The 13,994-nt window shown below is 38.4% G+C and carries 6 protein-coding genes; 2 read left to right on the top strand and 4 right to left on the bottom strand.

Annotation, left to right across the window (positions count from 1 at the left end):
• Positions 1–384: 384 nt before the first annotated feature.
• A complete protein-coding gene (locus KHS79_RS17345; protein ID WP_230413397.1) occupies positions 385–666 on the top strand; it encodes a sll1863 family stress response protein in 282 nt (93 codons plus the stop codon).
• 23 nt (positions 667–689) lie between these two features.
• The gene (locus KHS79_RS17340) at positions 690–1,160 is read left to right on the top strand and encodes a sll1863 family stress response protein (protein ID WP_027710444.1); all 471 of its coding nucleotides are present in this window, start codon (positions 690–692) and stop codon (positions 1,158–1,160) included.
• 120 nt (positions 1,161–1,280) lie between these two features.
• Here the strand turns inward: KHS79_RS17340 and KHS79_RS17335 are convergent, their stop codons facing one another.
• From KHS79_RS17335 to asnB, 4 genes are all read right to left on the bottom strand, one after another.
• The gene (locus tag KHS79_RS17335) at positions 1,281–2,732 is read right to left on the bottom strand and encodes a hypothetical protein (protein ID WP_212720610.1); all 1,452 of its coding nucleotides are present in this window, start codon (positions 2,730–2,732) and stop codon (positions 1,281–1,283) included.
• A 416-nt stretch (positions 2,733–3,148) separates the two neighbouring features.
• Positions 3,149–4,441, bottom strand: a complete 1,293-nt coding sequence (locus tag KHS79_RS17330; protein ID WP_212720608.1) for an MFS transporter — start codon at positions 4,439–4,441, stop codon at positions 3,149–3,151.
• A gap of 55 nt (positions 4,442–4,496) precedes the next feature.
• Positions 4,497–12,002, bottom strand: a complete 7,506-nt coding sequence (locus KHS79_RS17325) for a non-ribosomal peptide synthetase (protein WP_212720607.1) — start codon at positions 12,000–12,002, stop codon at positions 4,497–4,499.
• Positions 12,003–12,142: 140 nt separating this feature from the next.
• Positions 12,143–13,987 (bottom strand): asparagine synthase (glutamine-hydrolyzing), encoded by a 1,845-nt coding sequence (asnB, locus tag KHS79_RS17320; protein WP_212720606.1) that lies wholly within the window; start codon positions 13,985–13,987, stop codon positions 12,143–12,145.
• Between the last annotated feature and the right edge of the window lie 7 nt (positions 13,988–13,994).

Genomic DNA, 13,994 nt, shown 5'->3' with positions numbered 1-13,994 from the left:
CATTAATAGGTTATATAATTATTTTGCTTTGAGTAAAATGCTTATTATTGACGTTATAAAAACGAATGTTAGCGTGTATACCTTTCACGAATGATTTCTAGATTTTGTTATCTTCATTCCTCACCCCAATTACCTATTAATATAGGCTCATGGGGCTTCGTCACTCGATGGCCGCACCTAAAAACCATTCGTATTGGGTATAGTATGATGTAAAAAGCTTTTTGGAATCGATTAATTATTCTCAGTTAAGGAATTACTAGATATCCGAATGGTCAAATGTTTTGTCACAATAAAGTAATCATTGCTAAAGAGTATATGTAACGAAGGTGTTGTACAGTGAAGGCTATGTTGTGACTGAATGGTTATGGGAATCTTATCATGAGTATGAAAGAAACATACGAAAAGAAATTGCAAGAACAACTTGACCACTGGAATGAAGAGATTGACAGGCTCAAATCTAAAGCAGAGCATGTTAAAGAAGATACACGCCATGAGTACCACGAGCAGCTTGAGAATATTCGTAAGAAGCGCCAAGAAGCGCATGCTAAGCTTCAAGAGCTAAAAGCTGCCAGTGATGATGCATGGGAGGATGTAAAAACCGGTGTCGAGTTAGCTTGGGAATCATTGAGTGAAGCATTGAAATCTGCGGCTTCACGTTTTAAGTAATATAGAAATTGAGGTTTTTAGCCATGGCTGTTTTGAAGTCGGTTTGTGCAGCGTTCATGCTGTCATCGGTGGTATTGTCAAGTATGGTTTGTATGGCTCAAGAAGCTGAAAATACAACCTCTATTGAAGAGGTAAAGCAAGAATCTCAAGAAGCGCTTCGTGCTGTAAAAAATTATTCAGTGGAAAAGCGGGATCAGGCAATGGCAAAAGTCTCTTCGGCCCTGGATAAAGTTGATATGCGCATTCATGAGATGCAAGAAGATATCGATAAAAACTGGGATCAAATGAGTGAAGCCACTCGGGCTAAAACCCGCTCTGCACTTAATGAGCTTCATAAACAGCGCAATGAGCTAGCGGAGTGGTACGGTGGGATGAAAAACAGTACTGCTGATGCCTGGGATGAAATGAAGCAAGGTTTTTCGAATGCGTTTTCATCCTTTCAGCAGGCTTGGGACAATGCTAAAAGTGAGTTTAAAGGTACTGAGAAAGAATAAGCCTTTTGTTGTACATAAGCTAAACGAAGGGTACTGCGCTAATAATGAATTAGGGGTTTGTTGTTTAACCCCTATTTCATAATGTTATTATTAAAAAAAATTTCTTTGCCAGTCAGAAAATTAGGTTGTTGCAAATGATTGGGATAATTGATCATTCGCTTGAACATCTTCAATAGTAAGGTCGTAAAATAGATATTGAGGAAGGACACCAGGTTTGTTTGAGTCTTTAATTAAGTCAAACGTAGCTCCTTCAGGATAGTCTTCGAAAACAGCCTGTAGCCAGCCAGCTTCGATTTCTTCCATATCACTGGCAAAAAGCGTGTGGCTCCAGCCTTCATCAGCCTGCAGTGTTAGCATTTGATCTTTGGGCTTTTCTTTGCCTATACCATACTCGAACTTGACTACTAAGCCTCGTGGCGTTGCATCAAGGTAGGCAACTGATATTTTATTTTGTCGATTACGATCCAAGTATTGAGCTGGATTGATACGACTGTTTTGACGTGGGGGAATAACATCTGGATTTTGGTCTAATAAGGCGGGAGCAATAGGGCCAATAGGGCCATCCTCAAGATCAAAGCCTTGATTCGTTTCATAAATACTGAGGGCATCAATGGCCGTTGCTCTTGAAGATAACTTACTTGGCATACTTTCCAGACGATCAATTTCTTCCCACGAAAGCTGTCGTTTGCTGTACATCATTTTAATGCCAGTGGCATTTTGCTGAACTTCGCCGTTCAGTTTATAGGGAATCCAAATTGAGTCATAAGCAGTACCCAGAGCTTCTCGCTCCATGGTGTTGGTTGGGTTGAGTTTACTATGACGCGTATTACGATAATAGCTTAGACGTGTATCACGGTAGGTTTGGTGTTTACCAACTTGAAGCTCTCGCCAGAGTTTGTTTTTCCAAAAAACATAAATCCATCCAGACTCAGGTAAAACATCTGCCTCTGGACGGATTTGATTTTCAGTGATATACCCAAGTGGCTTAACGGGAATAATAATATTTTCCCAACGGTCTTTGTCTGTACTTTTGGGAACAGGCTGAATTGAGTCTATGAGGGGTAATAATAGAGGTGGTTCTCCACGACCATGCATTGCAATGCGTAGTCCCAGTTTACGAGGAATATTGGGAATGTTATGAAAAACAACCAGACTACGGTAGGGGTTGTTGTCTTTTCGATAAGTATCCGCAGTTTTTAGCTCCTGAGCTAAATCATTTTCCTGGCTCGCCTCTAAATATAAACGTTGACTAGAAGGATGCTTGATGCCTGCGACCTCGATAACAATTTTGTAGTTTAGGTCAGGTTCAGTATTGGGTGGTGGGACAGGGGGTACCGCTCGCTCAGGAATGGGAGGTACCTTATCTCGAATAACATAAGGTAACAGGGGTATACCATAGTCTGTCTGTTCGAGACTGCGAACATCATCCCAAACAGATGTGCCCAGTTCAGGGTCACCATAGATTGACATAGTTTGATCTGCTTCCCAGTAGCGATCTTCCACAATGTCATAAGACTTGTCGTCTTCTAATCGTTTTCTAAAAGGACGAACATCAAGAGGCTTAAAACGCATAACTGGGGTTCCTGTCGTATACTCCAATACTTTCATTGAAGATGATAACAAAACTGATGTATTTGATTTTTTAACTAGCCCACACCCATCAAGTTAATATATGTAAACTTTTATAGTAAATTGTTTTATACCCTTCACGAATTATTTTTAGGGTTTGTTGTCAGCGCTCTTCACCCCAGTCACTTAGTAATATAAGCTCCGGGGGCTTCATCGCTTGACCGCAGCCCCTAAAAACCCTTCGTTTTGGGTATAGTTGAGTTGATATTATTTGAACGTACTGTTAGCTGGTGATTTTAGAAATAACCATCATGTCATAAAACCCCCAGCTGTTTATCTACGCCGGTGGCTGGGGGGTAGTAAAATATCCTGCAGGTGCAGGCAGTACGAAAGCTTACGGGAGTGCTTACTGAGGCTAGCTAATATAGTTCTGAAAGTTGTGTATTAAAAGACTCTTTTTGGAAAATAAATAAAGCAGTAATTAAAATAGCGATTCCGGAGACAATAAACAAAGTCACTGAACTTTGCTCAAAGAAGTCATTGATAACGCCCGCTATTACCATGCCTAAAGGTAACATTAAACGAGTAGTGATCCAGTAGACACCCATCACGCGTCCACGCATACTATCAGAAGTATAAGTTAATAGGGCACTTTCTATCATAATATTAATGACACCAAAAAAATAACCTGCTAGTGAAAATAGCGCTAATGTTGCATACACTGATTGGATTAATCCTAGGCTTAGTAAGACTACTCCAAATAACAGCAGGTTTATTTTGGTAAAATAAGTAAAATCTTTAATATGTGTCTTAAACAGGGGAAGTGTTAAGTAGCCAGCTAGCGCACCAACACCAAAGCCAGCAATAAGGTAACCGTACCATATTGCCGAAACACCAAGTACTTCATCAATAAAAAAGGGCAGTAATACTACAAAGGGACCTTCAAAAAAATTTACGAAACCAATTAATAAAAGCAGTGTGCGTATGAAATGCGTTTGCCAGGCAAATACAAAACCATGTTTCAGGCTTTGTAAAAAGGTTTCTTGAGTATCTTGTTCTAAGCGACTAGCTACTTGTCTGGAAGGTGACGAGTGAGGTGGGCTCTTGGAATCATTTGATTTAGTCTGTATAGACTGTTTGATGAAACTTTCAGCAATTGCCGAGAGGAAAAAAGATACGCTGTTAGTAAGTAGAATAAATACGATTCCAAATTGAGCATAAAGAAAAAGACCAATGCCTTGCCCAGTTAATAAGGCTAATTGAATGGTGGCATTTTTGATAGCATTGGCTAAAGATATATTTTTTTTACTTACAATTTCGACTAATAAAGCAGAATATGCTGGATCATAAAAACCTAAAGTAGAACCAAATATAATTTGCATTAGTAAAACAATGCCAATGAGCAATGGTAAATGTTCTGGAAAAAAAACTAAACTAAAAGGTAGCGTACATGCAGCAAGACCAGCGCATATATCGGAATAAATAAGAATTTTTTTACGATCATACCGATCCGCAATGACACCACCTAAAGGAGAAAAGAAAGCACGGGACAGGGACAACATTAAGCTGGATAGTCCCATAATAGATGCAAGCCCGGTTTGATCTTTTAACCAAAATATGAGCGAAATAGCAGCAATTTGACTACCAAACTGACTGATAATATGACCAGTCCAAAGTAACATGAAATTAGTTGTAAGTAATGATAACTTCAAAGGGATTACCTCCAAGAGCAACCAGCAGACTGGTTGCTCTTTAATCAAGGTATAACTAAATTAAATCACACACAGATTGTATGAGTGAACCATTAAAGGAAAAAGCGCTTTGTTGTGTCTGACCATTTATTAATATAATAATATGGGTATTATCCTGTGACAGCATTGCGGCTTCATAACCTTGAATGTCACCTAAATGACCTATTCTCCCTGCAATACTAAATACACCAAATCCAGCCTTAATGTCCGATGCTGGGGTAACATGATCAGGCAAAGGTAAAAAGTCAAACATCTGTTGATGACTTTCGGTAGTAAGTAGCGATCCTTCGATAAATGCATGTTGCCAGGTTAGCAAGTCATCAACAGATGATATCATGCTTCCAGCACATCCCGCATATGACGTGTTTTTGAGAGCAACAGGGTTGCCTTCAATGTCATGTCCCGTCGCAAGTGATTGATGTATAGCCAAGGTTGTATCAGTATTATTATCCAGAGAAGTCTGTGTTAAAGCCAAAGGTGAAAAAATATGAGATGAAATAGTCTGGGCTAATGGTTGATGGGTAACATACTCAATAATTAAACCTAATAAAATATAGTTAGTGCTTGAGTAGTGCCATAAATTCGTTGAGTTGATAGGTTGACAGTCAACGGTTTTATTAATCTCTGTCGCAAAATCAAGAAGAGACAGTGCTGACCATTGCTTTTGAGGGTTTTGCTGGATTGCTGAAAGCAACTCAGTATTTTTGATATAATCAGCTAAACCTGAACGGTGTGAGAGTAACTGCCCTATGGTAATATGCTTATTGAACGCATATTTCTCAAAAAAATGATCATCAAAAAAGTCCGCTAATGTCTGCTCAAGTTGTAATTGCTGTTGATCAATAAGTTGAAATACTAAAGTAGCAATAAATGTTTTACTTAAGCTGCCAATATGAAAAGTATGTGATGTAGACAGTGGTTGACCGGTTTTAAGATTACAAATACCCAAGCTGCTCAGTTTTCTTTTTCCATCAGGATACTGAATGCCAACAACCAGACCGGGGAGGTTAAACTTATTTTTAAGCTTTGCCAGCTGTTTATCGAAGGACTGTTGTTTACAGTCATTAGATTGGTAAGCATTTAGTTCATTTTTTACCTGAGCTAACCATTGACTGGCCTGTTCGTCATTGATGTATTTAGATTGATAACGTAGTGCGAGTTGTAGTTTACCTTCAATAATTATTGCACTTAACTCAATTCCATAGTGCATGGTTTGCTCTAGGGAAGGGATGCTGAGTTGTGACTGGTCTACTGATATAAAGGGTTGCGTATTAGTGTTTTGACTATTAGTTTGATTGCCATAGTAATTGAAAATGATTTGGAGATCAGGATCGAGTTCTAAGGTAGAACAAGCTTCAGTTTCTTTTGGGTCGATATTGAGGTATTTAAGAATTCCGTACCCTATACCATTATTGGGAACAGTACCAAGTGCTGTTTGGATTTGTCGTGCGTTCTCTGTGAGTGATAGCTGTTCAGTTTGATCAATAATAAAAGGAAAGACACTCGTAAACCAGCCAACAGTTCTGGTGATATCGATCGATTCAAATAAATCTTCGCGTCCATGATGCTCAATTGCAAATGCATAATGATGTGGACCAAATATTAATGCCATGGCTCTGGCGTGTACTGTTAATAATAATGTTTGTACCGTTATATCAAGTTGATGGCTTTGCTTTAGCAATATGTCTGTATCTGATTGATTGAAGTTTAAATGGAGCGTCTTTGTTGTTGAAGCACCTGTTGAGTTTGGATACAGTTTAAATGCGTTGTGGATAGCTTGCTCTGTATGTTGCCAATATTTTTTTTCAGCTAGCAGTAATTCGTGGTGTTGATATTGGGCTAATTCATAGGCCCATTGCTGAAATGAGCTACTTGTGGGTATGTTAAAGTCTTGCTCTTTGTAAGCGGCTTGATAAGCAGTAGTCAAATCATCTACTAATATATGCCACGATACAGTGTCAATAATTAAATGGTGAGCAATTAAAAATAAGTAATCAGCTTGATCGGGTGTATGAAATACAATCCCCTGAATCATAGGCGTTTTGCTCAGCCAGTCCTGTTCTGTAATTGCTGAAATATGTGGTTTCATGAGAGCAATATCATTACTGACTAATGTAATGTGATGAAAATTAACGAAAAGCTCCTCACTAGAAAGACACTGTAGGTGTTGTTTATTAAATGAAAGCCGTAATGCTTCATGGTGTTTTACTAAACATTGAAATGCACGATTTAGAGATGTGTAATGTATACCCTGTTGATTATGCAGTAAAATGGTCTGAAAAAAGCGTTGTTGATCACCTTGGTAATGATGAAAAAACCAGTGTTGTATTGGGGTAAGAGGTATGCTTTTTAGCGGCTGATAACTGCTCTGAACACTTTGTGCAATTGCTGAAGGAACTTGTAGAGAAACCTGTTCACAAAGTGTTGATAACGATGTTGCATGTAAAACTTGTTTGGCTTTGACATCGATTCCTTTTTTACGTAGTAAGGCAACGACTTGTATTGCTTTTAGTGAGTCGCCTCCTTGTGAGACAAAACCTTTATCAAGCGCAATCTTGTTTACGTTCAACACATGTTTACATGCATCAGTAAGCTTTGAGCTTATATCATAGGCTGTTGATCTGGAGAGAGATTGACTATCTGGTTTGGCCAGTGATTGAGAATCCACTTTTGTTAAAAGACAACTTTTTAATAAAGCATCTTTATCTATTTTGCCATTGGGTGTGAGTGGAAAAACGGAGTGAGCTGTTAATGTATGTGGCACCATATAGGAGGGTAGTTGTTGATGAAGTACTGCTCGAATATCAGTTGCATGATGATCTTCACCCAGGTAAAAACCATGTAATTGTTCTTGAGTATCAACAACAACCACAGCGTCTTGTATATAAGATAATTGCTGTATTGTAGCTTCAATTTCAGCAAGTTCGATTCGATAACCACGTACTTTCACCTGATCATCTTTTCTGCCCAAAAACTCAATCGTACCATCTTCAAGCCTACGTGCCATGTCACCTGTTTTGTACATCATGAGTTTGGGCGCATGAGGGTTGGGCATAAACGCTTTGTTTGTTAACTCGGGTTGGCAATGATAGCCAAGCGCAACACTTAAACCAGAAATACATAACTCACCGGGAATACCATCGGGTAAGAGTTGCAGGTTTACGTCAACAATATCTAAACGTACGTTATCAATAGGAAAACCAATAGGAATCGATTTATAATTTTCTTTTAGAGCTGCTAGTGGAAATTGGGAAACATCAAAAACACTGGCACATACTGAAGCTTCAGTAGGCCCATAGGCATTAATATAACGAACTTTATCCCACCATTTTTCAACTAGCGAGTAATGGGTTGCTGAGCCTGCTGTTATTAATGTTTTCAGGCTCTGAATATTATTGGGTATTAAGTGACGTAAATAGGTGGGAGGAAGCACAGCCACTGTGACATGTTGTTGGTTTAAGTAAGCTTCAAATGTTCTAAAGTCATCAATAACTTCATCAGAGACAAGACTAAGTGTACATCCATTTAATAAGGTAATAAAAGTTTCGAATAATGATGCATCAAAGGCACAGTTAGCAAATTGAAGAAAACAGTCGCTAGGCGTAAGTGCTAAATACTGACCAAAATACTGGGCAAGATTTATGATACCTTGGTGATGGCCTTGTGTACCCTTTGGTTTACCTGTTGAGCCAGACGTGTAAATAATATAGGCAATATCTGATGGTTTATCAGTTAACAGTGGATTTTCGGCTGAATAATGGTCAAAGGAGTCACTATCAATCATGATATGTTTTATGGCTATAGCCTTTTTAATTTCTTCTGTGGTTGACGGTTTAGCACAGATGATAAACTTAGCCCCACTGTCATTCAGAATGTAGGTTTTACGTGATATAGGGGATTGAGTATCTATTGGTAAATAGATTGCTCCTACTTTTAAAATAGCCAGTGTTGCAATAATAATTGAGGGAGATCGAGGTAAATGTGTGGCAACAATATCTCCTGGTTTTACATTATGCTCAAGTAAATAGCGAGCAAGTTTATTAGCGCTTTGGTTAAGTTCATGGTATGAAATCGAGCAATCGAAAAATTTAAGCGCTATTGCAGAAGGAGATTTAATAACCTGTTGTTCAAAGGAGGTATGGATATTAGTAAAAGGCAATGACTTAAATTTAGGCTGTAATGTTATATTAAGTTGTTGATAGTGTGTTTGGTCGAGTAATGATAGTGAGCTAATGGGTTGACTTGTTTGAGCAACAAACTGCGCTATTAACTCGACAAAGTGTTTTCCCATTCGTTGAATCGTTTTAGGTTTAAATAGGTCTGTATCATAAATAATTTTGCAACGTATTGAGTCATCAACTTCCATACAATTTAAAATTAAGTCATACCAAGCAACTGTTTGCGGTAAGCTAATATGTTCAAAAGTAATATTATCAATACTGGTTGTGTTTGTATTACTGGTATTTTGAAGTACAAACAGCGTATCAAATAATGGATGCCGGCTGGCATCATTTGTCGTTAAAGCGTTGCTCTGGTGTTGTACTGCATCAATCATCGCTTCTAATGGAAATGACTGATGGTGTAGTGCATCCTTTATTTTGCTTTCGATTTGGCCTATTAAGCTTAAAATGTCATCATCGCACGCAACATTAATCCTTAGAGGTAATGTGTTGACAAACATACCTATTAGATGTGCAAGGTCAGGATGTTTTCGCCCTGCAGTGGGGAAACCAATGATGATATCTTTTTGTGCAGTATATTTATTGAGAAATACGCTATACGCAGACATCAGTACAGTGAATAAACTACAATGTTGTTGTTTGCAGAGTGATTTGAGCTGCTGGGTTAACGAAGGCGATATACTAAAGCAGTATTCAGCACCTTTATACTGTTTTTGTGGCGGGCGACTGAAGTCGGTTGGTAAATTCAGAGCTGGAATCGTACCCTTTAACTGTTGTAACCAGTAGGTTTGATGTTGCTGATATGCCGTTGAGTTTTTATGGTGTTGTTGAGAGTAGCAGTAATCTTGGTATTGGTAACTTAATGGTTTGAGAGTGTTGATATCATGATAAGCCTGAATGAGTGACTGAAGAAATATATCGATTGACCATGCATCAGCAATAATATGGTGAAAACAGTAATACAAAACATGTTGTTGGCTTGTAAGCTTATACAGCTTAACGTTAAATAGTGGCGCTTTATCAAGTTGAAAGCGGCTTTGACTATCGTTATACATCCGCTGTTGAAGATCAATCATGGTTTGTTGCTTATCAATTTTATAAGCAGCGGTTAAATCAATGAACTCAAGAGGTAGCTGGTAATCTGACTGAATTATACATTGCGGCAATTTATTTTTACTGGTAATCGCCATGTGTAAACTGTCATGTTGTTGTATTAGCGCTTGTAAAGCTTGAGCTAAACGGTTTGAGTCAAATGAACCATGAATCTGACAGGCCCCAGGTATCGAATAACTAACTTCAGTTTCAGCGAGTGTTTCCATTACCCATAGGCTCTTCTGCTGGTCAGCCAGTGGATAATGTGCTTGTATTGGTGCTAAGGGGAGAGGTGTATAAGTAAAAGATGATGGTTCTGATGTATTTTGTTGTTGAGCTTGGGTTGAGCTCACTTCATTATTATCACGTTGTGGACCGTTAGCATATATGTCGTCTATATGACTTGCCAGCGATGCGATACTGTCGTGCTGGTAAAAAGCTTGAATAGACACTTCTACACCAAGTGCTCGATAGAGTTCAGCAATGACTTTCATTGCAGTCAGAGATGTGCCACCTAACTCAAAAAAGCGATGATGTGTGCTGATAGTAGAAAGTCCAAGACAATGAGTCCAGATTTTAAGAAGGGTGCTTTCTGTTGTGCTCAGTGGTTCTGTTGAATGGGACTCTTGTTGATTTAGATACAATAAAGGATTAGGTAAACTTTTTCGATCAACTTTACCATTCATCAGCAAAGGAAATTGCTCTAGTTGAATAAATAGAGATGGCAAAAGTTGTGGAGCAACCTTTTTTGAGATTAATTTTTTAAGTTCATCGTCAGTAATGGATTGGCGACAAGTATAATAGCAAACGAGTCGTTGAGTATCGTTATCATCAGAATGCAATGTTAAAAAGCAGTGATCGATTTCCTCAAGAGAAAGAATATGGCCTTCAATATCTGCTAATTCAACACGAATACCATTCAGCTTTACCTGTCGATCTAACCGACCCAAAATTTCAACAGACCAGTCCTGCTGATAACAACCCAAGTCACCGGTCTTATAAATAATATCATGAACATCGGGATTTAAAGGGTTTTGAATAAAGCTTTGATTTGTTAGCTCAGGGTCATCAAGGTATCCTTTACTACGAAATGGCGTTTTTATATAAATTTCGCCGATTTCTCCAGCACGGCATAGTGCTTCATTATCTAAGATTAATACTGCGGTATTAGGTAATGGAAGACCAATGGGTAACGGTTTATTAGTCGCTTCAACGGGACCAGGAATACGATAAAATAGTTTCGCTAAGGTAGTTTCTGATGGGCCATACAAATTAACGAGTTCAACACGTTGTCCGATTAATTGATACCAGCGGTTTACATCGCGCCCTAGTAGGGGTTCTCCTGCCAATAGAATAAAGCTTAGCTGTTTGAGTTGATGAGTTACTCCTTTATTGGCTTCTAACTCATTCATTAACAAACGGAAAATAGAGGGCACACAGTGTAGAAGAGTAATACCTGTGTTAATAATCCACTCGAGGAGCCGCCCTGGGTTGTATAATGTTTTTGGGGAAGGAATACAGCAGGTACCACCAGATAACAAAGGAACATAAATATCACGTAAGCTAACGTCAAATGTAGTTGGGGCAAAGTTGGCTACTTTAACAGAGTCTGTCAGTTGAAACTCTTTTATTTCCCAGTGAATGAAGTGGCTTAAGCTTTTATGGCAACCGATGATTGCTTTCGGATTACCTGTAGTGCCAGAAGTAAAAAGGATATAGTTACTATCTTCTGGGGTAAGCGTAAGAGTTGGTAGCTCAACACTCGTGACAAGTGGTGTTAATGGTTGGGATAAAGGTGTAACGGTCGATGAAAGACCAGTATAAAGTAGAGACTCAGTATTATACTGAATAACATGTATTTTTATGGAATCGAGGTTTAATAGCAATAAAATATTTTTTAATTCCTCATAGTGGACCTGGTCTGTAATAAGTCCAGCAGGCTTCGCTTTCGTTAAAATATCATTCAGGCGTTCATGAGGTAGCTCAGTAGCCAGGGGGATGAATACGTGACCACTTTTTAATACTGCTAGATTACTTAGAATATACTCAATGCCTTTTGGCAGGAATAAGCCTATCGATACCTGGTGAGAGGATTCAGGTTGATGGCTAATCAATTTATGGGCTAGTTGATTGCTGTACTTTTCAAGACATTGATATGAAATAGAGCGCTCTTCTTCGGCAACGGCAATATTGTCAGGAAACTGATGAGATACATGGGAAAACTGCTGTTGCACAAAATACTTATCCATACTTACTATCCTGTAATTATAAAGTGCTATATTTAGATATTTTATACCCTTCGCTGTGGGTATATTCTAATTATCTAAACAAGAATCTCGAAAAAAATTACTGCAAACTGGAATTACATTAAAATGGCATTTAACAAGCCCTAAGTAAATGCATCAAAAAATAGACCTGTTGTAATAGCAATCATTAAAAAATCGGTTTCAAAGGTCTGGTTAACAGTGACGTCTTTTTGTAAATATTGATTGGTGAGGTGTTCAATCGTATCGGGGTTAAAAAGCCCCTGCTTTTTAATAGTCTCTCTTGATAGAAGGTCCATGACCCAATCTGGATTATTATTGACAATATAAGGACTTCCAGGTGCTACAAATGAAAACTTCTTGCGATTAATAACAGAAGGCGGTAAGTATTTCTCAGCTACTTTTTTAAGTAGATATTTTTCAGTTCCATTTTTAATCATTAACTGTGGTGGGATTTTACGGATAAAGTGAATTAGATCTTTATCTAAAAAGGGATAGCGAGCTTCAATTGAATTGGCAAAAACGACCCGATCACCATGATCTGCAAGTAAATGATCCGCAATACGTAGTTTAAAGTCGACATATGAACGTTGGTGTATAGAGTGTCTATCTTTAATTTTACCATGCTCAATAAGTGGACTAGATACTGCATTATTTATTTTTAGTGCATTATTGACTTCATCAGAATAAAAGCACTGTTTTAGTTCTTGAAATTCGTGGTAGTTTTTTTCATAAAAGAAATTTGAATCTCCCCAAAGTTTTTTTCTGGCCTTTTGCTCAAGAAGCAACTCTAAATCAGCACTATCAGCATTGAGCCGATCATGTTGATCTAAGCGATAACCAACATAACCTGCAAATAGTTCATCAGCACCTTCACCAGTAAGTACACCTTTTACACCATGTTGATGCACCATTTCTGACAGTGCGAGTGAGCAGGTATTGTAGGATTCCTTTAGCGGCGATTCAGCTGTTAACACTGCTTGTGATAAACGAGCACAGATTTCCTGCCAGTCAAATACTTGTTGATAGTGTCTAGAGCGTATATGTTGAGCAACAGTTGTTTGATGATGTCGTTCGTCAATATCAGTTTGGTTAAAACCAATTGAAAATGTTGAGAAAGGATGATTAGGCATAGCCTGTCTGGCCATGGCTGCTAGCAGCGAGGAATCTAATCCACCACTTAAATAAAAACCGATAGGTACATCAGCATGTAAACGATAATGAATAGCTTGATGTAATAGCTCATCTAACTGTTCAATATAATAGGCCTCATGCTGAAAGGGAGCGGACTCATTGGTTGGATAGTCTAGATCCCAGTACTGATGAAGCTGTTGACCCTGACGGTCGATGGTCATTAAGTGTCCTGGTGGTAAGGCATGGATCTCTTTAAACATCGTGCGAGGGCTGACCATGCCAGGAAAGGTGACAATTTGATCAAGGCTAATGAGATCGAGAGTCCGATCCACAGTGGGGTAGGTTAATAGCGCTTTAATTTCTGAAGCAAAAAGTAACTCACCATTTTTTTCAAAATAAAAAATTGGTGCAATACCAACCTGGTCTCTAACTAATATCAATTTTTCAAGGCGCCTGTCGTAGAGTGCAATGGCATATTGCCCATTTAGTTTATTAGGAAAATCAAGCCCATACTCTTCATATAAATGAGGAATAACTTCGCAATCAGTATGACTGCGAAACTGGTGTCCACGACTTATTAGCTCTTTTCTCAAGTCAACGTAGTTAAATATTTCACCATTGACAACACAGATAATATCTTCTTGTTCATTGAATAAAGGTTGATTGCCTTGTTGTAAGTCAATAAAGGATAAACGCTTAAATCCAAGGCTAACGTTGTCATTGCAATACAAACCTTGGTCATCAGGTCCTCGATGATGGAGTTTATCCATCATCCTGAGTACGTCTGCACTATCTGGTTGGCGTTGTAAGCTAAAAATTCCTGCTATTCCACACATAATGACT

This window comes from Zooshikella ganghwensis, from assembly GCF_018263875.1.
In the GTDB taxonomy this organism is placed as follows: Bacteria; Pseudomonadota; Gammaproteobacteria; order Pseudomonadales; family Zooshikellaceae; genus Zooshikella; species Zooshikella ganghwensis.
This window is presented reverse-complemented; position numbering and strand designations above follow the sequence as displayed.